General features: G+C 63.4%; 22 protein-coding genes and 2 riboswitches. Of the genes, 11 read left to right on the plus strand and 11 right to left on the minus strand.

Annotation, left to right across the window (positions count from 1 at the left end):
• The 6 genes from gcvH to CLU86_RS22565 form a co-directional block, all read right to left on the minus strand.
• Positions 1-375 carry a glycine cleavage system protein GcvH gene (gene gcvH / locus CLU86_RS06190; RefSeq protein WP_099655307.1) on the minus strand — a complete coding sequence of 125 codons (375 nt, stop codon included), beginning with the start codon at positions 373-375 and terminating at the stop codon, positions 1-3.
• 102 nt (positions 376-477) lie between these two features.
• Positions 478-1635, minus strand: coding sequence for a glycine cleavage system aminomethyltransferase GcvT (gcvT, locus tag CLU86_RS06195; protein WP_099741020.1), 1158 nt, complete (start codon positions 1633-1635; stop codon positions 478-480).
• A gap of 53 nt (positions 1636-1688) precedes the next feature.
• Positions 1689-1819, minus strand: a riboswitch (glycine riboswitch).
• 21 nt (positions 1820-1840) lie between these two features.
• A riboswitch (glycine riboswitch) is annotated at positions 1841-1932 on the minus strand.
• Between the two features lie 16 nt (positions 1933-1948).
• Positions 1949-3226, minus strand: coding sequence for a TRAP transporter large permease (locus CLU86_RS06200; protein ID WP_099741021.1), 1278 nt, complete (start codon positions 3224-3226; stop codon positions 1949-1951).
• Between the two features lie 172 nt (positions 3227-3398).
• Entirely contained in the window at positions 3399-3893 is a 495-nt protein-coding gene (locus CLU86_RS06205; RefSeq protein ID WP_099741022.1) for a TRAP transporter small permease, read from the minus strand.
• Positions 3894-4019: 126 nt separating this feature from the next.
• Positions 4020-4991, minus strand: a complete 972-nt coding sequence (locus CLU86_RS06210) for a TRAP transporter substrate-binding protein (RefSeq protein WP_099741023.1) — start codon at positions 4989-4991, stop codon at positions 4020-4022.
• Positions 4992-5042: 51 nt separating this feature from the next.
• Positions 5043-5342: a hypothetical protein gene (locus tag CLU86_RS22565; RefSeq protein ID WP_143226670.1), complete on the minus strand. Its 300-nt coding sequence runs from the start codon at positions 5340-5342 to the stop codon at positions 5043-5045.
• Here CLU86_RS22565 and CLU86_RS06215 point away from each other — a divergent pair.
• Positions 5341-5790 (plus strand): Lrp/AsnC family transcriptional regulator, encoded by a 450-nt coding sequence (locus CLU86_RS06215; RefSeq protein ID WP_099658598.1) that lies wholly within the window; start codon positions 5341-5343, stop codon positions 5788-5790. The genes CLU86_RS22565 and CLU86_RS06215 overlap by 2 nt on opposite strands.
• A gap of 141 nt (positions 5791-5931) precedes the next feature.
• Here the strand turns inward: CLU86_RS06215 and CLU86_RS06220 are convergent, their stop codons facing one another.
• On the minus strand, positions 5932-7632 hold the full coding sequence (locus CLU86_RS06220) for an electron transfer flavoprotein-ubiquinone oxidoreductase (RefSeq protein ID WP_099741024.1): 1701 nt from the start codon (positions 7630-7632) through the stop codon (positions 5932-5934).
• Positions 7633-7773: 141 nt separating this feature from the next.
• Here CLU86_RS06220 and CLU86_RS06225 point away from each other — a divergent pair, with 141 nt between their 5' ends.
• Positions 7774-8556: an SDR family oxidoreductase gene (locus tag CLU86_RS06225; RefSeq protein WP_099741025.1), complete on the plus strand. Its 783-nt coding sequence runs from the start codon at positions 7774-7776 to the stop codon at positions 8554-8556.
• A gap of 91 nt (positions 8557-8647) precedes the next feature.
• On the opposite strand, the gene CLU86_RS06230 is transcribed toward CLU86_RS06225, so the two are convergent.
• Entirely contained in the window at positions 8648-9439 is a 792-nt protein-coding gene (locus tag CLU86_RS06230; RefSeq protein ID WP_099741026.1) for a hypothetical protein, read from the minus strand.
• A complete protein-coding gene (locus CLU86_RS06235; RefSeq protein WP_099741027.1) occupies positions 9436-10017 on the minus strand; it encodes a peroxidase-related enzyme in 582 nt (193 codons plus the stop codon). Before CLU86_RS06235 ends, CLU86_RS06230 begins: the two co-directional genes overlap by 4 nt.
• 180 nt (positions 10018-10197) lie before the next feature.
• On the opposite strand from CLU86_RS06235, the gene CLU86_RS06240 reads away from it, so the two are divergent.
• Positions 10198-10587 (plus strand): carboxymuconolactone decarboxylase family protein, encoded by a 390-nt coding sequence (locus tag CLU86_RS06240; RefSeq protein ID WP_099741028.1) that lies wholly within the window; start codon positions 10198-10200, stop codon positions 10585-10587.
• 29 nt (positions 10588-10616) lie between these two features.
• Here the strand turns inward: CLU86_RS06240 and CLU86_RS06245 are convergent, their stop codons facing one another.
• Complete coding sequence (locus tag CLU86_RS06245) at positions 10617-11162, minus strand: PAS and helix-turn-helix domain-containing protein (protein ID WP_099741029.1); 546 nt, start codon at positions 11160-11162, stop codon at positions 10617-10619.
• A 114-nt stretch (positions 11163-11276) separates the two neighbouring features.
• Here CLU86_RS06245 and CLU86_RS06250 point away from each other — a divergent pair, with 114 nt between their 5' ends.
• The 6 genes from CLU86_RS06250 to CLU86_RS06275 all read left to right on the plus strand — a co-directional run bounded on the left by CLU86_RS06250 (position 11277) and on the right by CLU86_RS06275 (position 16757).
• Entirely contained in the window at positions 11277-11984 is a 708-nt protein-coding gene (locus CLU86_RS06250; RefSeq protein WP_099741030.1) for a CoA transferase subunit A, read from the plus strand.
• 44 nt (positions 11985-12028) lie between these two features.
• Positions 12029-12670 (plus strand): CoA transferase subunit B, encoded by a 642-nt coding sequence (locus CLU86_RS06255; protein ID WP_099655319.1) that lies wholly within the window; start codon positions 12029-12031, stop codon positions 12668-12670.
• A 173-nt stretch (positions 12671-12843) separates the two neighbouring features.
• Entirely contained in the window at positions 12844-14094 is a 1251-nt protein-coding gene (locus CLU86_RS06260; protein ID WP_099741031.1) for an MFS transporter, read from the plus strand.
• A 127-nt stretch (positions 14095-14221) separates the two neighbouring features.
• Positions 14222-15277: a methionine ABC transporter ATP-binding protein gene (locus CLU86_RS06265; RefSeq protein ID WP_099741032.1), complete on the plus strand. Its 1056-nt coding sequence runs from the start codon at positions 14222-14224 to the stop codon at positions 15275-15277.
• A 6-nt stretch (positions 15278-15283) separates the two neighbouring features.
• A complete protein-coding gene (locus CLU86_RS06270; protein WP_099655321.1) occupies positions 15284-15949 on the plus strand; it encodes a methionine ABC transporter permease in 666 nt (221 codons plus the stop codon).
• 160 nt (positions 15950-16109) lie between these two features.
• Entirely contained in the window at positions 16110-16757 is a 648-nt protein-coding gene (locus CLU86_RS06275; RefSeq protein ID WP_233194835.1) for a DUF1566 domain-containing protein, read from the plus strand.
• A 7-nt stretch (positions 16758-16764) separates the two neighbouring features.
• On the opposite strand, the gene ybaL is transcribed toward CLU86_RS06275, so the two are convergent.
• Entirely contained in the window at positions 16765-18501 is a 1737-nt protein-coding gene (gene ybaL / locus CLU86_RS06280; RefSeq protein ID WP_099741033.1) for a YbaL family putative K(+) efflux transporter, read from the minus strand.
• Positions 18502-18920: 419 nt separating this feature from the next.
• On the opposite strand from ybaL, the gene CLU86_RS06285 reads away from it, so the two are divergent.
• The gene (locus tag CLU86_RS06285; protein WP_099741034.1) at positions 18921-20012 is read left to right on the plus strand and encodes a DUF6817 domain-containing protein; all 1092 of its coding nucleotides are present in this window, start codon (positions 18921-18923) and stop codon (positions 20010-20012) included.
• Positions 20013-20116: 104 nt separating this feature from the next.
• Positions 20117-20914: a MetQ/NlpA family ABC transporter substrate-binding protein gene (locus tag CLU86_RS06290; protein WP_099741035.1), complete on the plus strand. Its 798-nt coding sequence runs from the start codon at positions 20117-20119 to the stop codon at positions 20912-20914.
• Positions 20915-21008: the final 94 nt, after the last annotated feature.

Below are 21008 nucleotides of genomic sequence, written 5' to 3' on the forward strand. Positions count from 1 at the left end.
TCAGGCGTTGGCGGCGAAGGCGGTGTAGGCCGTTTCGTCCATCAGCTCGGCCAGCTGGCCTGCGTCGGCCAACTTGACCTTGAAGAACCAGCCAGCGCCCAGCGGGTCGGTGTTGGCCAGGGCGGGGTCGGCGCGCAGGGCTTCGTTCACTTCCACGATCTCGCCGGTGACGGGCATGTACACATCGGCAGCAGCCTTCACGGATTCGACCACGCCTGCCACGTCACCCTGGTTGAACGTTGCGCCCACCTCGGGCAGGTCCACAAACACCACATCGCCCAGCGCGTCTTGCGCGTGCACGGTGATGCCCACCACAGCGGCAGCGGTGTCGGCGGTGTTGATCCACTCGTGTTCTTTGGAAAATTTGACGGTCATGAGGGGCTCCTCGAAATGGGTTGAAAAGGGTTTGAAAAAGCGAAACCTGAATGTAGCGGCTGCAGCGGGGGCGGCGTATGACGCACCATCGCCCCGCTGGCTTCAGCCGCGGAAATAGTTGGCGGGCGTGAAAGGCATGGCGCGCACTTCCATCGGCACGGCCTTGCCACGCACGATGGCGTTCACACGGGTGCCGATGGCGGCAAACGCAGGCAGCACGTAGCCCATGGCCACGGGTTCGTTCACCGTGGGGCCTAGCAGGCCACTGGTGACTTCGCCGATCTTCTGGCCATCGGGGCTTTGCAGCTCGGTGTGCTCGCGCACGGGCACACGCTCCAGTGCGACCAGGCCGACCCGTTTGCGGGGCAGGGTGGCGGGGTTGTCGATCTGCGCCAGCACCTTGTCTGCGCCAGGGAAGCCACCAGCGCGTGCACCACCGGTGCGGCGCACTTTCTGGATGGCCCAGTTCAGCGCGGCTTCGGGCGGTGTGGTGGTGGTGTCGATGTCGTTGCCATACAGGCACAGACCGGCTTCGAGCCGCAGCGAATTGCGCGCGCCCAGGCCGATGGGTTTGACCTCGGGCTGGGCCAGCAGGGCGCGGGCCAGGGTGTCTGCCTGCGCTGCGGGCACCGAGATTTCAAAACCGTCTTCGCCGGTGTAGCCGCTGCGGGTCACAAAGCAGTCGCAGCCTGCGATGGTGAATGTGCCGCCGGTCATGAACACCAGCTTTTCAACGCCGGGCGCTAGACGGGCGAGGGCGGTGACGGCTTGCGGACCTTGCAGTGCGAGCAAGGCGTGGTCGGGCATGGGTACCACCTTGCAGCGCTGGCCGATGCGGGCCTGGATGTGGGCGATGTCACCCACTTTGCAAGCACCGTTGACGATGACAAACAGCGTGGGTTCGCCATCCACGGTGCCTTGGTTGAAGAACATCAGATCGTCGATGACCGTGCCCTCGTCGGTGAGCAACAGGCCGTAGCGTTGCTTGCCCACTGGCAGGTCGATCACGTCCACGGGCATCAGCGTCTCGAACGCGGCGGCGGCGTCGGCACCGATGAGCTTGAGCTGCCCCATGTGGGACACGTCAAACAGGCCTGCGGCGGTGCGGGTGTGTACATGCTCGGCCATCAGACCAGCCGGGTATTGCACCGGCATGGAGTAACCCGCAAAAGGCACCATGCGGGCACCCAGCTCAATGTGCAGGGCGTTAAGGGGCGTGGTCAGCAGAGTGGCTGCTGGGGTGGCGGTAGGGGCGGACATGCGGCAGTGACTCCAGGGCAAATAGAGGACGCAACCCACGGGGGGGTTACGACATTTGCCCTGCTGTCCGCTTTACCTGAGAGATTCACCGCAGCGCCCTGGCTGGCCGTGCGGTTTGCTCCTTCGGTGGATAGCCTCGCGCACAGTTTTCGTGTGGGGGCTATCTCTCTCCAGCAAGGGAACGCCCGCATCACTGCGGGCGGTTGTCAGTCCTTTTGCCTGAGCGTTTGGCTGCTGCCTGCGCCTTCGGCGGTGCCGCACGGCCTTGGGCCGCAAGGTGGGGCACTCTCTCCTGACGGGGCGGATTGTAAGCCTACTTTGCGTACACCAGATCGCGCAGTGCCAACGAAATCGACGGCACGTAGGTAATGACCATGAGGCATGCCAGGATCACGCCTACAAACGGCAGCAAGTGCCCCACGATGCGGTCCAGCGAGATCTTGGCCACCGTGCAGGCGGCAAACAGGTTCACGCCAAACGGTGGCGTGATCATGCCCAGCGCCAGGTTCACCACCATGATCAGGCCGAAGTGCACTGGGTCGATGCCAAAGTGCATGGCCACAGGAGCCAGGATGGGCGCGAGCACGATGATGGCGGCGCTGGTCTCGATGAACATGCCGATGACAAACAGTGCGGCATTCACGCCCAGCAGGAACATGGCGGGGGATTGCAGCACCGATTCCAGCCAGCGGCCAATGGCATCGGGCACACCAGCGCGCGTGATGAGGAACGCAAACAGCCCGGCGTTGGCGATGATGAACATGATCACTGCCGACGAAATGGCCGACTTGCGCAGGATGGCGTACAGGTCCTTGATCTTGATCTCGCGGTAGATCACCATGCCCACGACCAGTGCGTAGAACACCGCCACGGCCGACGCTTCAGTGGGGGTGAATACGCCGCCGTAGATGCCGCCCAGGATGATGACCGGCATGAGCAGTGCCCAGCCCGCTTGCAACGTGGCCTTGCCAAAGGACAGGCGCCCATCGCCATCGTTCTTGCCCCAGCCCTTGTATTTGCAGTAGGCCCAGACAAAAAGCATGAGGGCGCCGCTGATCAGCAAACCGGGGCCAAAGCCCGCGATGAACAGCTCGCCAATCGACACCTCGGCGCTCACACCGTACAGGATCATGGGGATGGAGGGCGGGATGATGACGCCCAATTCCGCACTGGTGGCCTGCAAGGCAGCTGCGTAGCTGGTGGGGTAGCCGTGCTTGATGAGCGCCGGAATCAGGATGGCGCCGATCGCAAACGTGGTGGCCACGGACGAGCCTGACACTGCGGCAAAAATCATGCAGGTGAGCACGCAGGTCATGGGCAGGCCACCTTGCACACCGCCCACAATGCTCTTGGCAAATTCGACCAGACGGCGGGAGATGCCGCCAGTTTCCATCAGGTTGCCCGCCAGGATGAAGAACGGAATGGCTGCCAGCGGAAATTTGTTGATCGAGGCGAACATTTCCTTCACCGAGATCAGCATGTTGGCGTTGGACACCTGGATGCCCAAAATGGACGCAAGCCCGATGGACACAGCCACGGAGACGGTGAGTGCAAAGCACAGCACCATGGTGCAGATCATTACGACGCTCATAGCGTGGCCCCCACGCTCGGCATGGCATGTCCTCGCTGCCCCCCAAGGGGGTCGTTCACTTGCTTGAGGCGGCTCGGCGCGGCGCAGGTGCTGGCCCCCACGCTCGGCATTGCATGTCCTCGCTGCCCCCCAAGGGGGTCGTTCACTTGCTTGAGGCGGCTCGGCGCGGCGTTCATTGGGCGGTCTCCAGTTCCATGCGCAGTGGGTCGATCAGATTCCCGACGATGCCGACGATGCAAAACAAGCCGCCTACAGGCATGGCCAGGTAGGCCCAGAACATCGACACAGACTCCAGCCCGGCCATGCTTTGCACACCGCCACGGCGTGCATAGTCCCAGCCAAACCAAACGATGATGAGGATGAGCGCCAGCGCCGCGAGCGTCACCACCCAGTCCAGCACACGTTTCATGCGCGGGGGGCTCCAGCGGTAGAGCACGTCCACGCTGACCATGGCGCCTTGGCGAAAGGCCGCCGGGATGGCGAGGAACACCATCCAGATCAGGCTGAAGCGGATGAGCACTTCAGTCCACTCGGCAGGCTGCTCCAGCACAAAGCGCATCAGGATCTGGAACATGCCCAGGGTGGAGGCCAGGGCCAGCATGGTGCAGGCCCCGAGCATGGCGATGGACGTGCTCCACCGCTCAAAGGTCAAAAAAGCATTTTTCATGGGGTGTGGCACGCCATTGAAGGGGATGGATTCGAGACAAAAAACGCCCGAAGGCGCAGGCGCCACGGGCGTTGTGTGAAGTAGCGGGTCAGGCTGTGCGCTCCCGCTGGGTGTTCAAGTGCCGAATCACTTGACTTCGCGGATCTTGTCGAGAGCGGCCTTGCCAAACTGCTTTTCAAACTCGGCGTTGACCGGGGCCAGGGCCGCGACAAACTTGGCCTTGTCCACGTTGTCGATCACCGTCATTCCCTTGGCGCGCAGGTCGGCCACGCCCTTGGCATCGTCTTCGTCCACGCGGGCGCGGTTGGCCTTGGCGCCTTCCTTGGCCGCGTCGAGGAAGGCCTGCTTGTCAGCAGCCGACAGTTTGTCGAACGACCCCTTGTTCATCACAAAAATGGCGGGTGAGTAGACGTGGCCGGTCAGGGACAGGTGCTTTTGCACCTGGTCGAACTTGGCGGAGATGATGACCGACAGGGGGTTTTCTTGCCCGTCCACGGTGCCTTGCTGCAGCGCGGTGAACACTTCAGGGAAGGCCATGGGCGTGGTGATGATGCCAAAGCCCTTGTACGCGGCGATGTGCACAGGGTTCTCCATGGTGCGCATCTTCAGGCCCTTGAGGTCGCCGGGCTCCTTCACATCGCGCTTGCTGTTGGTCATGTGGCGGAAGCCGTTTTCAGCCCAGGCCAGTGCCTTGAAGCCCTTGGCGTCAAACTTGGCCAGCAGGTCTTGGCCGATGGGGCCGTCCAGCACGGCGCGGGCATGGGCCTTGTCTCGGAAGAGGAAGGGCACGTCCAGGATTTTGGTCTCGGGCACAAAGTTGGGCACCGGGCCGCTGGAGCTGAAGGCCAGCTCTTGTGTGCCCAGTTGCACGGCTTCTATCGACTCACGCTCGCCACCCAGAGAGCCGTTGTAGAAGGTCTGCACCTTGTAGCGGCCACCCGTGCGCTTTTCCACTTCCTTGGCAAACGTGTCGATGGCTACGCCCTGGTGCGAGTTCTGGGCCGTAGAGATGCTGATGCGCATGGTGGTCTGCGCTGCCGCAGTGGCCACAAAGCCGAGCGCAAGGCTCAGGCCAACGACGAGTTTGGTCAATTGCATGGTGTCTCCTGTTGTGCGGCGCGCCCACGGTGGCACGCCGGGTCAGGTTCATTATGTTGGCCCGCCTTGCGCCGGAGCATCGGGGTTTGTGCTGGTAAGTGTGCTTATCAAGTCACATGGGCTACAGGCCATTGGCGCTGGCGTGGTGAGGGTGATACCCACCATGGCAAGCGCCCCGTGCTGGCGGTAACCAGCCGGGGCCTTGGCAGTTTGTGCGGCTCCGGTAAGAGCGCCTTGATGGAGCAAGTATGCGGATTGCTTCCTGGTTTTGTTTTCTGTTTTGTCTTTGATTTTTAAGAAATTCAGAAAAATCTTCTGAATAGTCGCCTGCGGCGGAATAATGCGCAGCATGGACAAGATAGACCGGAAAATTCTCGCGGTGCTGCAGGCCGATGCCCGGGCCAGCTTGCAAGAGATTGGGCAGGCTGTGGGGCTGAGCCCTTCGCCCTGCTGGGGGCGCATCAAAAAGATGGAAGAGGCGGGTGTGATCCAGGGCTACACGGTGCGCATCAACCCGCAGGCGCTAGACCTGGCCGACACGGTGCTGGTGCAGGTCACGCTCGACAGCCATTCCGACAACACGCTAGAGAAGTTTGGCGAGACGCTGGCCAGCATCCCTGAGGTGATCGAAGCGCACCTGGTGTCGGGCGACTACGACTACCTGCTGCGCGTGGTGGTCAAAGACACGCGGGACTATGAGCGCCTGCTGCGCGAGAAGCTCTACAAGATCAAAGGCATACGCCACAGCCGCTCCAGCTTTGTGCTGCGCACGCTGAAAAAGGCTGATTTGCCGCTATAGCGCTTATCAATAAAGCGCTGGTAGCTATTAATTTGAGAGCAATGGCTGCTCTCACCTGCAATTCGCCATGCCCTGCGTCGGCAGTGGAGGGGCATAAAAAAAGGCCCCCGAAGGAGCCTGAATGTGCAGGGCGCAGGCGCCTTACATGCCCGCGTAGTTGGGGCCGCCACCGCCCTCGGGGGTGACCCACACGATGTTCTGCGTCGGGTCTTTGATGTCGCAGGTTTTGCAGTGCACGCAGTTTTGCGCGTTGATCTGCAGGCGCTGGGCATCGCCGCCCTTGGCGGTGTCGGGCACAAATTCGTACACGCCTGCAGGGCAGTAGCGCGCCTCGGGGCCTGCGTATTTCGCCAGGTTGATGTTGACGGGCACGCTGGCGTCTTTGAGCGTCAGGTGCGCGGGCTGGTTCTCTTCGTGGTTGGTGTTGCTGATGAACACGCTGGAGAGGCGATCAAAGGTCAGCTTGCCATCGGGCTTGGGATAGTCGATGGGCTTGCACTCAGCAGCGGGCTTCAGGTACGCATGGTCAGGCTTGTCGCGGTGCAGTGTCCAGGGGATGTGGCCGCGCAGCACGAACTGCTCAAAGCCGTTCATCAGCGTGGCGGTGGTCAGGCCGTACTTGAACCAGTTCTTGAAGTTGCGGTCCTTGTTCAGCTCGGTGTGCAGCCAGCTGGCTTCAAATGCCTTGGGGTAGGCGCTCAGCTCGTCGTGCTGGCGGCCCGCTACGATGGCTTCGTAAGCCGCTTCTGCGGCCAGCATGCCGGTCTTGATGGCGGCATGGCTGCCCTTGATGCGGCCCACGTTCAGGTAGCCCGCGTTGCAGCCCACCAGCGCGCCGCCAGGGAACACCGTCTTGGGCAGCGCGTTGATGCCGCTGGCGTTGATGGCGCGCGCGCCATACGACAGGCGCTTGGCGGTGACTTCGCCCTTGTCGTTTTCGAAGTAGTAGCGGACGTTGGGGTGCGTCTTCCAGCGCTGGAATTCTTCAAACGGGCTCAGATAAGGGTTGGTGTAGCCCAGGCCCGTCACAAAGCCGACAGCGACCTTGTTGCCTTCGAGGTGGTAGAGGAACGCGCCGCCGTAGGTGTCGTTCTCCATGGGCCAGCCGGCGGTGTGCATCACAAGGCCGGGCTGGTGGCGCTTGGGGTCGATCTCCCAGAGTTCCTTGATGCCGATGCCGAAGCTTTGTGGGTCTCGGCCTTCGTCGAGGTGAAAGCGCGCAATCAACTGCTTGCCCAGGTGGCCGCGTGCGCCTTCGGCAAACACGGTGTACTTGCCCAACAGCTCCATGCCGAGCTGGAAGTTGTCGGTGGGCTCGCCTTCTTTGCCAATGCCCAGATTGCCCGTGGCGACGCCGCGCACCGAGCCATCGTCGTTGTACAGCACCTCTGCCGCTGTGAAGCCGGGGAAGATTTCCACGCCCAGGGCTTCGGCCTGCTCGGCCAGCCACTTGGTGACGGCGCCCAGGCTCACGATGTAGTTTCCGTGGTTGTGCGCAAAGGGGGGCAGCAGCGGATTGGGCACGCGAAAGCCCGACTTCTGGCTCAGGAAGATGTAGGCATCGTCGGTGACGGGCTGGTTCAGTGGTGCGCCCTTGGCCTTCCAGTCGGGGATCAGCTCGGTCAGGGCCTTGGGGTCCATGATGGCGCCCGAGAGAATGTGCGCGCCAGGCTCTGAGCCTTTTTCCAGCACGACCACCGAGACGTCTTGGCCCTTTTCAGCGGCCAGTTGCTTGAGCCGGATGGCGGTGGACAGGCCGCCTGGGCCGCCGCCCACAACGACCACGTCGTACTCCATGGATTCGCGGGGACCGTACTGGGCCAAAATTTCTTCGTTCGTCATGAGCGTCTCGTCGGGCGTTTGATAATGGTCTGATTTTGTACAGGCAGGAGTGTGAACCACTGTCTGGCTGGCGACTGATTGTATTCAAGGAATACAGACAATCGAACGACCGTTCTTTTTTGTGGAAATTGGAGGCTTTCAATGGCATACAGCATCGACTTGTCCGGCCGCGTGGCTTTTGTGACCGGCGCTTCCAGCGGGCTGGGCGCACAGTTTGCCCGCACCCTGGCGCGTGCTGGCGCGGGCGTGGTGCTGGCCAGCCGCCGCATCGAAAAGCTCAAGGAGTTGCGTGCCCGCATCGAAGGCGAGGGCGGCGACGCCCATGTGGTGGAGCTGGACGTGACGGACCACGACTCCATCAAGTCTGCCGTGGCGCACGCCGAGACGGAGATGGGCTCCATCGACATCCTGGTCAACAACTCGGGCGTGAGCACCACCCAGCGCATCCAGGATGTGACGCCCGAGGACTACGACTTCATCTTCGACACCAATGTGAAGGGCGCCTTCTTTGTGGCGCAAGAGGTGGGCAAGCGCATGCTGGCCCGCTCGCGCGGCGCGGCGCCCGGCAGCTTCACGGGGGGGCGCATCATCAACATTGCGTCCATGGCGGGCCTGAAGGTGCTGCCGCAAATTGGCGCGTATTGCATGAGCAAGGCCGCCGTGGTGCAGATGACGCGCGCCATGGCGCTGGAGTGGGGCAAGTTTGGCATCAACACCAACGCCATTTGCCCTGGCTACATCGACACCGAAATCAACCACCACCACTGGCAGACCGAACAAGGCCAGAAGCTGGTGAACATGCTGCCGCGCAAGCGCGTGGGCAGCCCCGAAGATCTAGACGCGCTGCTGGTGATGCTGGCCAGTGACCAAAGCCATTTCATCAACGGTGCGGTGATTGCAGCAGACGACGGCTTTGCGGTTTGAGGTTGCCTGCGCGCTGGCAAGCGCAGTTTGAGCAAAATGTGCTGCTAGCGCTTGTATAGAAAGCGCTGGCAGCTATTAAATCAGGAGCAATCTACCGCTGTGCAGCGGTGGAGGTAGCCGCAGCCTCGGGCAGCACCACGCAGTGCGCCAGCGGCATGCCTCGGTCTTTCACCACCCCCAGCAGCAGCACCCGGCGCAGGCTGGGCAGGTAGCGTATGGCGGTTTGCGGCGCCGTGTAGGCGGGGGTGTCGTTCAACCGCTCGGTCAGCTGCAGGCTGCGGCCTGTGGGCTGGTGGGTGATGGTCAGCGTGCGGGTGCCGGTGTACACGTCCTGCTGGATGGTGCCCTCCGTGCCGTAGAAACCGCCACCCACCGTGCGCGTGCGCTTCTTGCCCTCAAAGCTGGTGTGGATGCGCAGCACCCCGTCGATGCTAGTGCAGTCGTCGGTAAAGCCTGATGCGCAAGTCATGGGCAGCAGCTCGCTGTGCTGCACCACGCGCACGTCGGGCGCTTTGACATCGGCCATGGGTACGTGAACGAGGCGGGCGCCACTGGCCGTGGCTTCCACGCGCCAGGCGGTGGCCAAGGGGTGGTCGTCAATGCCCAGGCGCGCTATGCCCATGCCTGCAGTGATCCAGTAAGTGGGAGGCTGTGCGCCGTTGTGTAGCAGTGATGCGCTGGGCCAGGGCTGCAAGCGGCCCGGCTGCTGCTCTATCTCCAAGGCGCTCAGTGCCAGCGCGTTGGCCGGGCCAGGAGCCCACCGAAAGCCCTCTGGCAGCCCCGCTGCGTGGCCAAAGGCAGCGGGCAGCCCCACGGCCAAAAACAGCAGCCGGAGCAAGCGGCTCAACAGCCTGCCCACGGATCGCTTTGCAGTTTGGATCATTGGGGCGTCTTGGGCATGCGGCCCATCGCATAAAACTCGGGGTTGGGCATCATCCCGGCAAAGCTCGCCATGCGGTTGGAGAGGCCAAAGAACGCGGTGATGGCGGCAATGTCCCAGATGTCTTCGTCGTCAAAGCCGTGGGCGTGCAGCGCGCTGAAGTCGGCCTCTTCGATGGCGTGCGACTGCTGGCACACCTTCATCGCAAAGTCGAGCATGGCGCGCTGGCGCGGGCTGATGTCGGCCTTGCGGTAGTTCACCGCCACCTGGTCGGCCACCAGCGGCTTTTTTTCGTAGATGCGCAAGATGGCGCCGTGGGCCACCACGCAATACAGGCACTGGTTGGCTGCGCTGGTGGTGGTGACGATCATCTCGCGCTCGCCCTTGGTCAGGCTGCCTTCTTCTTTGAGCATGAGCGCATCGTGGTACGCGAAGAAGGCCCGCCACTCGGCCGGGCGGCGCGCAAAGGCCAGGAACACGTTGGGGATGAAACCCGCCTTGTCTTGCACCGCCAAGATGCGGTCCTGGATGTCTGGCGGCAGGGTGTTCAGATCGGGATGCGGGTAGCGGGGGGATGTCACCGTTTGTCTCCTCAAAGTCTGTGCGGGGCCATGTCGGCACCGGCCCGGCCATCCCGGCCATCATAGGGCGAAGGTGCCGCGCTCGCGTTTGACGAGGTCTGCTACACCACCTGCGGTGCGATGATCCGCGCTCTGAATGCGCGGCGGGCGCGCGTTCGCACCGCCAGAGGTTGCCACTGCATGACCGACACTTTCCACAAAGATTTTGACAAAGGGCTTGCTACGCGCAAGCAGGTGATGGGTGAGGAATTTGTAGCCAATGCCTTTGCCAATGCCACCGATTTCACGATGCCCATGCAGGAGTTCATCACCCGCAATGCCTGGGGCGACGTGTGGCAGCGCGAGGGGCTGGAGCTGAAGACCCGCAGCCTGATCACCGTGGCCTTGCTGACGGCGCTGGGCAAGCAGCATGAGCTCAAAGGGCATGTGCGCGGCGCGTTGAACAACGGTGCCAGCGTGCAGGAGATTCAGGAGGTGCTGCTGCACGCCAGCATCTACTGCGGTGTGCCCACGGCGGTCGACGCCTTTCGCTCGGCCGCCGAGGTGATTGACGGGCCCAAGCCGGGCTGAGGTGCAAGCCTGAGATGGGGCTTGCGGGATCAGTTACCTGCCAGCAGCTTGTGCACCAGGTCGGCCGCCGTCGACGCGTTGTACTTGCGCATGAGCCGGGCGCGGTAGATCTCCACCGTGCGGTGGCTGATGGCCAGCGTGCGGCCGATCTCCTTGGAGGTCAGCCCCTCCAGCAGGCGCGCGGCCACCTCGCGCTCGCGGCCGGTCAGTTCAGCACGCACGGGGCGTTGCGAGCTGAGGTCTTCAAAACTCCAGATGCCCGAGGCGTGGGGTTCGTCGCGGTTGAGCGCGCGGCCCGACACATGGCACCAGAACAGCTCGCCGTTGGCCCGCTTCATCACCCGGTTGTCTGCGTAGTGGCCTTTGGCATTCAAAATGGGGGCCATGTGGGCGCCCAGGCGCTCGTATTCGTCGGCGCTGGGGTATAGCACCTGGAACGACTGCCCCATCAACACCTCGCGCGAGGCGCCAAACATCTCGCAGACGTGGCGATTGCAGTCCACCATGGTGCGGTTGCGAGAAAGCACCAGCCCGACGGGGGCCATGTCAAAAGCCAAGCGGTAGTCAATGTCCATGGTCTGTGCTGTGATCGGGGAGGGCAGTGCTCCACTGCGGGCAAATCTTTACGGGGTACTACTTACAGGGGTACGTAGTATCGTAGTGCATCCAACATTCGCAAGGAGATCGTGGTGAACAAGTTATTTCCCTCAGCGGCCAAGGCGCTGGAAGGCGTCGTAGCCGATGGCCAGTTGCTGGCCGTGGGTGGCTTTGGGCTGTGCGGCATCCCTGAAGCCCTGATTGACGCACTGCGCGACTCGGCGGTGAAGAACCTCACCGTCATCTCCAACAACGCCGGGGTGGACGGCTTTGGCCTGGGCAAGCTGCTCGAAACCCGCCAGATCAAGAAAATGATCTCGTCCTATGTGGGCGAGAACAAGGAGTTTGAGCGCCAGTACCTGGCGGGCGAACTGGAGCTGGAGTTCACCCCCCAAGGCACGCTGGCCGAAAAGCTGCGCGCAGGTGGCGCGGGCATTCCCGCCTTCTTCACCAAGACCGGCGTGGGCACCATCGTGGCCGAGGGCAAAGAGCTGCGAGAGTTCGATGGCGAAACCTATGTGATGGAGCGCTCGCTGGTGCCTGATGTGTCGCTGGTCAAGGCCTGGCGTGCCGACAAGTCGGGCAACCTGCAGTTCCGCCTCACGGCGCGCAACTTCAACCCCGCAGCGGCTACCGCAGGCAAGCTTTGCATTGTGGAGGTGGAAGAGGTGGTGGAGACTGGCGCCATTGCGCCTGACCAGGTCCATCTGCCCGGCATTTACGTGCACCGCATCGTGCACAACCCCACGCCCGAGAAGCGCATTGAAAAGCGCACCATCACTGACAAGGCTGGCGTCTGAGCCCGCTGCAGCACAACAGTACAGAACAAGCTGGAGAAATCACTATGTCGTGGAGTCAAGACCAAATGGCGGCCCGTGCCGCCCATGAGCTCGAAGACGGCTTTTACGTGAACCTGGGCATTGGCATTCCCACGTTGGTGGCCAATTTTGTGCCCGCTGACAAGGAAGTGTGGCTGCAGTCTGAAAACGGCATGCTGGGCATTGGCCCGTTTCCGACCGAAGACGAGGTGGATGCCGACCTGATCAATGCGGGCAAGCAGACCGTCACCACCATCAAGGGCTCGTCCATTTTTGGCAGCGACCAGTCGTTTGCCATGATCCGTGGCGGCAAGATCAACCTGTCCATCCTGGGTGCCATGCAGGTCAGCGAAAAGGGCGACCTTGCCAACTGGATGATCCCCGGCAAGATGGTCAAGGGCATGGGCGGTGCCATGGATTTGGTGGCGGGCGTCAAGCGCGTGATCGTGCTCATGGAGCATGTGGCGCGCAAGAAAGACGGCACCGAAGACATGAAGATCCTGCCCAGCTGCACCTTGCCCCTGACGGGTGTGGGCGTGGTGGACCGCATCATCACCGACCTGGGCGTGATGGACGTGACGCCCGAAGGCCTGAAGCTGGTGGAGCTGGCGCCTGGGGTGAGCTTTGAGCAGATCCAGTCCAAGACGGGCGTGACCTTGCTGCGTTGAAGCCGCGCGCCGCTGCACATTGCCTCAAGGGGCCGACTGCCAAATAGGGCGGTCGGCCCTTGTTGTTTGGGCTGTTTCTTTTCGGTGCGGCTGGGGGCGTGCACGGGCATGCGAATGAAGGACATTCTGGTTTGCGTCAGCGCGCTGTTCACCAAGCCGTGACAATCGCCGCCATGCAGACCGCCCCCCAAGAAACCACCAAACGCACCTTGCGCTTCATGGCGCTGGCCGCTTTTACCAGCATGGCCTCCATGCGCGTGTGCGACCCCATGCTGCCCGCCTTGTCGCAAGAGTTCAGTGTCAGCACGGGCGATGCCTCGGCGGTGATTGCGGCGTTTGCTGTGGCCTACGGGCTGCTGCAGTTGTTTTATGGCCCCCTGGGCGACCGGCTGGGCAAGACCCGGGTGGTGATTGGCTCCACATCGGCGTGCGCGTTGTTCAGCGCCATCACGGCGCTGGCGCCTAACCTGACGGCGCTGGTGGTGTCGCGGGCGGCCATGGGTGCGTCGGCGGCGGGCATTATTCCGCTGTGCATGGCTTGGATTGGTGACCAGGTGCCCTACGAGCAGCGCCAGGAGACCCTGGCGGGGCTGATGGTGGCGACTGTCTCCGGGATGATGGCGGGCCAGTGGTTTGGTGGCTTTGCGGTGGAGGCTTTGGGCTGGCGCGCAGCGTTTGCGGTGCTGTCGCTGTTGTTTGCCGTGGCCGCCACGCTGCTGTGGCGGCAGGTGAGTGCCGTGGCTGCCCAGGCGCCAGCCGGTGCCACGCCGCAAGCCGCTGCGCCTTTTTCGCTGCGCACCTATTTGTCCAACACCCGCCAGCTGCTGGCCATGCCGCGCGTGCGTTGGGTGCTCACTGTGGTCACCATCGAAGGCGCCTTGGCCTTTGGCACGCTGGCGTTTGTGCCCAGCCGCATGGTCGAGGGGTTTGGCTTGTCGGCTGCCGCCGCCGGGGGCGTGATGGTGCTGTATGGCATTGGCGGTTTGCTCTACAGCCTGTTTGCGCGGCGCTGGTTGGCCTTGCTGGGTGAGCATGGGCTGGCCATGCTGGGGGCTTTGGCCATTGCCTGCGGCTTGTTGTTGCTGGCCTGGTCGCCCGTGGTGGCGTGGGCGGTGGTGGGTTGCTTCTTTGCGGGGCTGGGCTTTTACATGCTGCACAACACCTTGCAGACCCAGGCCACGCAAATGGCCCCCCACGCCCGGGGCATGGCCGTGACCTTGTTCGCGTGCCTGTTGTTCCTGGGGCAGTCGTGCGGGGTGTTTTTGGTGGCGTTGAGTGTGGACCGAGGCTGGCTGGTGCCGGTGTTCACGGCCGCCGCCCTGGGCGTGGTGGCACTGGGGGCTGTGATTGGCCGCTCGCTGCACCGAGCCCGTGCGATGGACGCCGCAGGGACCAAGGTAGCAGGGGCTTCGTCGGCCAAATAACCTGCGTGTCTTATGACGTAATTTTTTGATGGTTTGATTTTTTATAGCAAAGCAATACAGTTCAGCCCCTGACCCAACTATCCAGCGCCGCTGCGGGTGACCCACCCGGGCGGCGCGCTTTGTTTGCATGATTGAATTACGGGGCATTACCCAGACATACAGGGGCCCACAAGGCCCGGTGGAGGCCTTGCGAGGCATTGACCTGCACATCACACCCGGCGAGGTGTTTGGCATCATCGGGCGCAGCGGCGCTGGCAAAAGCTCGCTGGTGCGCGTTATCAACCTGCTCAACCGCCCCACGCGCGGTGAAGTCATCGTCAACGGGCGCGACCTGACGAAGCTGAGCGACGCCCAGCTGCGCGAAGCGCGCCGCGACATTGGCATGGTGTTCCAGCACTTCAATTTGCTGTCGTCCCGCACCGTGTACGACAACGTGGCCCTGCCGCTGGAGCTGGCGGGCATGGACAAAGCCGCCATCCGCGAGCGGGTGAGCCCGCTGCTGGAGCTGGTGGGCCTGGCCGCCCTGGCCGACCGCTACCCCGCCCAGATCAGCGGTGGCCAAAAGCAGCGCGTGGGCATTGCGCGGGCCCTGGCCAGCCGCCCCAAGGTGCTGCTCAGCGACGAGGCCACATCGGCGCTGGACCCCGAAACCACCCGTTCGATTCTGGACCTGCTGCGCCAGGTGAACCGCGAGCTAGGCCTCACGGTGGTGCTCATCACGCACCAGATGCAGGTCATCAAGCAGGTGGCCGACCGCGTGGCGGTGATCGAGGCCGGCCAGATCGTGGAGCAAGGCCGCGTGCTGGATGTCTTCACCCAGCCCCAGCAGGCCATCACCAAGAGCCTGATTGACGAAATCCTGCCGCAAGAGCTGCCCGCCAGCGTGCTGCAGCATGTGCGCCACTTGGCAGGCCAGTTGCGCAGCACGGCGCCGGGGCATGTGGGCCAGTTGCTGCGCTTGTCTTACGCGGGCGACAGCGCCTACCAGCCGGTGCTCTCGCGCATGGTGCGCGAGTACGGTGTGGACATGAGCATCCTGCACGGGCAGGTGGACGAGATTCAGGACCAGACTTTTGGCTCGCTGGCGCTGTACGCCACGGGCGAGCCCGCCCGCCTGAGCGGTGCGGTGGAGCACCTGCGCGCCAACGGCGTGCAGGTGCAAGTGGTTGAGAGCGGGGGTTAAAAAGCGATGTTTGCCAATTTCACTGAAGCCATGCTGGAGCTGTTTGTCACCTCGCTGTGGGAGACCCTCATCATGGTGGGCATCTCGGGCCTGGTGGGGGCCTTGCTGGGTGTGCCGTTGGGCGTTTTCTTGCGCCTCACAGACCATGGCGGTGTGCTGCAAAACGGCCCGGTCAACAAGCTGGTGGGCTGGGTGGTCAACGCCGTGCGCTCCACGCCATTCATCATCTTGCTGGTGGCCATCATCCCGCTCACACGGTTTGTGACGGGCTCGTCCATCGGTACCGCTGCTGCGGTGGTGCCGCTCACCATTGCGGCTGCGCCGTTTGTGGCCCGCCTGGTCGAAGCTGCCCTGCGCGAAGTGGACCACGGCCTCGTTGAGGCCGCCCAGGCCATGGGCGCCACCACCAACCAGATTGTGTGGAAGGTGCTGCTGCCTGAAGCGCTGCCCGGCATCGTGGCGGGCCTGACCATCACGTTCGTGAGCCTGACCGGCTACTCCGCCATGGCCGGCGCCATTGGCGGTGGTGGCCTGGGCGACCTGGGCATCCGCTATGGCTACCAGCGCTTCTTGCCCGAAATCATGCTGGCCGTGGTGCTGGTGTTGATCTTCTTTGTGCAAGCCGTGCAAAGCCTGGGTGACTGGGCGGTGCGCAAGCTGAGCCATCGCTGAGGACTGCCTGCGACGAATTCAGCGGTTGCTACTTTTTTGATAGCTGCTAGCGCTTGTTATTCAAGCGCTAGCAGCTATTTTTGTTTGTAGTGGCTGATGATGGCGCTGGTTGAGTCAGTACCCTTTGCCTGCGCGGCCCGGGCGTGGAAGAATGGGCGCCATGACACACACGACCCACTGCGCCCAAAGTCCGGCCCCATGGCTGGCACGGCAGGCCCGCGCCGCCTGGCCCTTGTTGGTGTTTTGCGCGTGGGGCGTGGGCGTTGGATGGCCCGTTGCCGGTGCACAGGCCCAAAGCCCTGCAGAGCCTGCGCCGGGCATGGTGGCATCGCCCGATGGCAGCTTTGTGGTGGACGAGCGCATGCGCCTGGCTTGGGCCCGGTGTGTGGAGGGCATGGAGTGGAATGGCAAAACCTGCACCGGCACGCCCTTGATGCTGGACCGCGCCCAGGCCCGGGCACGCGCCAATGAACGCTGGAAGGCCGAAGGGATGGACTGGCGCCTGCCCCGCGCGCCTGAGTTGCAGCACCTGGTGAACAAAGCGGCCCAGCCACCCGGGGTGGATGCGGCCTTGTTCCCCGCAACGCCGCCCGAGTGGCACTGGACATCGACCACCGATGTGAAGGCCGGGCAGGCAAACCAGTACACCTATAGCAACACGATGCAGAACCGCTCAGGCCAGGGCGAAGGCCAGATGTCTTACTTGCACGGCTGGGCCGTGCACATGCGCACGGGCGAGGCACGCAAGGACGTGGGCAAAGACTCCAAGCTGCCCGTGCGGCTGGTGCGCACCTGGGTAGCGCCGTAGCCCTGTGTCAGTGCTGCACGCCTGGGTGCAACGCGGCGGGCGCCGTGGCGGGGGCAGGGGCCACGCGTTCGAGCACATGGCGCGCCATGCTTTGGGCCAGGGCTTCGTCGCGCACCACCACGGTGCCAATGCCGTCTGCGCGCAGCAGGGCTGATTCTTCTTCGCTGTGGCTGCGCACCACAATCTCGATGCCCGGGTTCAAGGCCCTGGCCGTTTCGGCCATCTGGCGCACATGCAAGGTGTCTGGAATGGCGATGACCAGCATGGCCGCGTTGGCGATGTGGGCCTGGATGAGCACCTCGGGCTCGGCTGCGTTGCCCGACACGGCCGCCAGACCTGCATTGCGCAAAGACTCCACCAGCTCCCGGTTCTGCTCGGCCACCACATAGGGCACACCTTCGGCCCCCAGCGCTTTGGCAATGCTGCGGCCCACCTGGCCGTAGCCCACCAGCACCACCTGGCCCTTGAGGTATTTGCGCTCGGTGCTCGTGGGCAATTCGGCATAGGGGTCTTCGCGCCGGTCCAGTCGGCGTGCCAGCTCTGAGCGTTTGAGCAGCCAAGCCTGCAGCGGGGCAATGGCGGCAAACAGCAGGGGGTTCAGCGCAATCGAAATCAGCGCCCCGGCCAGCACCAGGCTCATGCCCACGGCAGGCAGCAAGCCCAGCGCGACCCCCAGCCCTGCCAGGATGAAGGAGAACTCGCCAATCTGCGCCAGGCTGGCCGCCACCGTCAGGGCGGTGTTGAGCGGGTACCGAAACGACAGCACCAGCGCCAGCGCCGCCAGCGACTTGCCCAGCATGATGATGGCCACCACGCCCAGCACTGGCAGGGGCTGTTGCACCAGCACCATGGGGTCAAAAAGCATGCCCACCGACACGAAGAACAGCACCGAAAACGCATCGCGCAGCGGCAGCGACTCTTGGGCCGCGCGGTGGCTCAACGAAGACTCGCGCATCACCGTGCCTGCAAAAAAAGCCCCCAGCGCAAACGACACACTGAACAGTGCCGAAGCCCCGTAGGCAATACCAATGGCCGCTGCAATCACCGACAGCGTGAACAGCTCGCGCGAGCCCGTCTTGACCACCTGCCACAGCAACCAGGGCAGCACCCGGCGGCCCACCAGCAGCATCAGCGCAATGAAGGCGGCCACTTGCAGCAGGGTCTGGCCCAGCGCCATCCACAGCGGGCGTGTTTCTTCGGCCTGGGGGGCGGTGCCGCCCAGCAGGCCTGCCAGTGGGGGCATTAGCACCAGCACCAGCACGCAGGCCAGGTCTTCCACCACCAGCCAGCCCACGGCGATGCGCCCGTTCATCGAGTCCAGCACGCCGCGCACCTCCAGCGCCTTGAGCAGCACCACGGTGCTGGCGCACGAGAGCGACAGGCCAAAAATCAGGCCACTGCCCACGCTCCAGCCCATCCACCACGCCATGGCCATGCCCAGCAGCGTGGCCACGGTCATTTGCACCACGGCCCCCGGCACGGCAAGTCTGCGCACCGACAGCAGGTCGCCCAGCGAAAAATGCAGCCCCACGCCAAACATCAGCAGCATCACCCCGATCTCAGACAACTGCGAGGCAATGTGCACATCGGCCACAAAGCCCGGCGTGGCCGGTCCAATCAAAATGCCTGCCAGCAGGTACCCCACCAGCGCGGGCAAGCGCAGCTTTTCGGCAATGAAACCAAAGACCAGCGCACCGCCGAAGCCTGCGGCGATGGTGGTGATGAGGGTGATGTTGTGGTCCATGCCGGGTGTCTGGGTTGGAGTGGGCTTGGTGGGGCTCGCTGGAACAGGGTGGGGTGGCAGCTTTGCTGCCCATGTTGCTTGTCAGTATCAGGCAAAGCGGCGGGCTGACCAACCCGGCGTGCCCACAGGGGGCTGCGGCGCAAGGGCTTTTGCAAATGGCCTGCGTGCCACACCCTTTGGGGAAAACACCCACGCCTTTGTCTCGCCTCGCTGCCAGCATGTGGCGCCATACTTATAGCGGCTAACAAAACTCTTCTGGCGTTGTTGCCGCGTCTTGTCGTACTGCTCGTACTGCCTGCGACGCAGCGCCTAGCCAGAACCGCTCCGCTGAATTTTGTTAGCCGCTCTTAGCGCAAAAGTGTGGACAGGCCCCGCCCAGGTTGCCCCGCACTGCCTTCAACCCAGGAGACCACACCGCCATGACCCTGCCGTTTCACCCCCTTGATGCCGACTTGTTTGCCCGTGCCCAGCCCCTGCTGGACGATGAATGGCTGACGCAGGACGCCGAGCTGGCTCCGGTGCTGCCCACCGTGCTGGCCCGCAATGTGGGGCAAGACTGGCACAAGGCGGGCACCTTCCGGCACCACCTGGTGGGCGTAACGCGCTCGCTCACCGTGTGGCAGCAGCCGCGCGATGTGCGCATGCTGGGGCTGCTGCACAGCGTGTATGGCAACGCGTTTGTGGACCTGGTCAAGTTCGATCCGGCCAGCGAGCGGGCCCGGCTGCGGGAGTTGGTGGGCGAGTCGGCAGAGCATCTGGTGTATTTGTTCTGTACCCAGTCGCGCACGCAGTTTGTGCAAAAGGTGCTGGGCCACGCGCTGGAGGCCGACGGCGGCCTGCTGCTGGACAAGGACGGCGCTCAGCACCGCCTGAGCCCGTACGAGGTGGCCGCCTTCATCATCGTGAGCATGGCCGACACCATCGAGCAGTGGTTCAGCTGGCAAGACGACATCTATTCGCGCTTTCCGCACGTGCAGCACCGCCCGCAGGCCGTGCACTGGGCGGCATCGCTGTGGCCCGGGCCCATGCGGCCCACGGGGCGCATGGTGCACCAGATCAACGGGCTGGCCAAAGCCCTGCAGCACCCGGGGCTCAAAGACCTGCTGCCCATGCCGCCCGTGTTTGCGCACTGCAGCCAATACCTGTCTGCCGCCAACGAGGCAGCGGCCGCCTCGCTGTACTGGTCCGTCATCCAGCAAGACCAGCCCCTGGTGGACCTGGACGTGGCCACCGGCGTTCTGGAGAGCGCCGTGCGCCACAACCCCTGGGTGGGCGAGCCGCAAATGGTGCTGGCGCAGCTTTACCTGGCGGCTGGGCGGCAGGACGATGCCAAGGCGGCTGCCACCAGCGCCTTGCACCTGTTTAGCGCCTGGGGCAATTCGTGGGACAAGCGCGTGCAGTGGGACGCCTGGGTGGCCTGGACGCGCATCCTCTTGCAAGCCGCCAACGGCGGCCCTTGGCCCGAGCGGCTGGACAAGCTCAACAACGTGGCGCTGCGCAGTGGCGCATGAGTCTCTATATATGCAGGGATGGCTAAGATAATTAAAACTTATTCTTTTGAGTTTTAATCGAAGCTGCGTACGATCTGAAACATCTCAATTTGAAAGGTGTTTCTGTGTACAAGCGTTCTTTGCTGCAATCTGCCCTCGCATTGGCCCTGGCTGCCGGTTTTGTGACAGGCGCCTCGGCCCAGGACAAGCCTGTGAAGATTGGCGTGACCGGCGGCCCCCACGCGCAGATTTTTGAAGTGGTGAAGAAGGTTGCTGAAAAAGACGGCCTGAAGATCCAGGTCATCGAGTTCAGCGACTATGTGCAGCCCAACGCCGCACTGGCCTCGGGCGACCTGGACGCCAACAGCTACCAGCACAAGCCTTACCTGGACCAGCAAGTCAAAGACCGCGGCTACAAGTTCGTCTCAGCTGGCTACACCGTCAACTTCCCCATCGGCATCTATTCCAAGAAGGTCAAGAGCCTGGACGAACTGAAGTCGGGCGCCAAGTTTGGTATCCCTAACGACCCCACCAATGGCGGCCGCGTGCTGCTGGTGCTGCAAGACAAGGGCCTGATCAAGCTGCGCCCTGAAGCGGGCCTGAAGGCCACGCCCCTGGACGTGACCGACAACCCCAAGAAGATCAAGTTTGTGGAGCTGGATGCCGCCCAACTGCCCCGTTCGCTGGACGACCTGGACGCCTCGGCCATCAACACCAACTACGCTTTGTCTGCCGGCCTGAACCCTGGCAAGGACGCCATTGCCCAGGAAAGCGCCAAGAGCCCTTACGTCAACCTGATCGCCGTGCGCGAGGCTGACAAGGACAAGCCTTGGGTGGGCAAGCTGGTCAAGGCCTACCACTCGGAAGAAGTGCGCAAGTTCATCCAGACCGAGTTCAAGGGCGCTGTGATCCCTGGCTTCTAAGCCGCTGGGTGGATCGCACCCATCTGGAAATCAAAGCGGGCCTTGGCCCGCTTTTTTTATGGGCTGGCGGGCAACCAGCCATGGGGCTTGGCTT

Origin of the sequence: Acidovorax sp. 62 (genome assembly GCF_002754495.1) — a bacterium.
GTDB lineage: Bacteria > Pseudomonadota > Gammaproteobacteria > Burkholderiales > Burkholderiaceae_C > Acidovorax.

What these genes read in the sequence shown, in the direction of transcription:
- ybaL (WP_099741033.1), bottom strand. Translation starts at nt 18,501, where the DNA reads ATGGACCACAACATCACCCTCATCACCACCATCGCCGCAGGCTTCGGC.
- CLU86_RS06220 (WP_099741024.1), bottom strand. Translation starts at nt 7,632, where the DNA reads ATGACGAACGAAGAAATTTTGGCCCAGTACGGTCCCCGCGAATCCATG.
- CLU86_RS22565 (WP_143226670.1), bottom strand. Translation starts at nt 5,342, where the DNA reads ATGCTGCGCATTATTCCGCCGCAGGCGACTATTCAGAAGATTTTTCTG.
- CLU86_RS06200 (WP_099741021.1), bottom strand. Translation starts at nt 3,226, where the DNA reads ATGAGCGTCGTAATGATCTGCACCATGGTGCTGTGCTTTGCACTCACC.
- CLU86_RS06205 (WP_099741022.1), bottom strand. Translation starts at nt 3,893, where the DNA reads ATGAAAAATGCTTTTTTGACCTTTGAGCGGTGGAGCACGTCCATCGCC.
- CLU86_RS06260 (WP_099741031.1), top strand. Translation starts at nt 12,844, where the DNA reads ATGCAGACCGCCCCCCAAGAAACCACCAAACGCACCTTGCGCTTCATG.
- gcvH (WP_099655307.1), bottom strand. Translation starts at nt 375, where the DNA reads ATGACCGTCAAATTTTCCAAAGAACACGAGTGGATCAACACCGCCGAC.
- CLU86_RS06240 (WP_099741028.1), top strand. Translation starts at nt 10,198, where the DNA reads ATGACCGACACTTTCCACAAAGATTTTGACAAAGGGCTTGCTACGCGC.
- CLU86_RS06265 (WP_099741032.1), top strand. Translation starts at nt 14,222, where the DNA reads ATGATTGAATTACGGGGCATTACCCAGACATACAGGGGCCCACAAGGC.
- CLU86_RS06285 (WP_099741034.1), top strand. Translation starts at nt 18,921, where the DNA reads ATGACCCTGCCGTTTCACCCCCTTGATGCCGACTTGTTTGCCCGTGCC.
- CLU86_RS06230 (WP_099741026.1), bottom strand. Translation starts at nt 9,439, where the DNA reads ATGATCCAAACTGCAAAGCGATCCGTGGGCAGGCTGTTGAGCCGCTTG.
- CLU86_RS06225 (WP_099741025.1), top strand. Translation starts at nt 7,774, where the DNA reads ATGGCATACAGCATCGACTTGTCCGGCCGCGTGGCTTTTGTGACCGGC.
- CLU86_RS06210 (WP_099741023.1), bottom strand. Translation starts at nt 4,991, where the DNA reads ATGCAATTGACCAAACTCGTCGTTGGCCTGAGCCTTGCGCTCGGCTTT.
- CLU86_RS06275 (WP_233194835.1), top strand. Translation starts at nt 16,110, where the DNA reads ATGACACACACGACCCACTGCGCCCAAAGTCCGGCCCCATGGCTGGCA.
- gcvT (WP_099741020.1), bottom strand. Translation starts at nt 1,635, where the DNA reads ATGTCCGCCCCTACCGCCACCCCAGCAGCCACTCTGCTGACCACGCCC.
- CLU86_RS06245 (WP_099741029.1), bottom strand. Translation starts at nt 11,162, where the DNA reads ATGGACATTGACTACCGCTTGGCTTTTGACATGGCCCCCGTCGGGCTG.
- CLU86_RS06255 (WP_099655319.1), top strand. Translation starts at nt 12,029, where the DNA reads ATGTCGTGGAGTCAAGACCAAATGGCGGCCCGTGCCGCCCATGAGCTC.
- CLU86_RS06215 (WP_099658598.1), top strand. Translation starts at nt 5,341, where the DNA reads ATGGACAAGATAGACCGGAAAATTCTCGCGGTGCTGCAGGCCGATGCC.
- CLU86_RS06270 (WP_099655321.1), top strand. Translation starts at nt 15,284, where the DNA reads ATGTTTGCCAATTTCACTGAAGCCATGCTGGAGCTGTTTGTCACCTCG.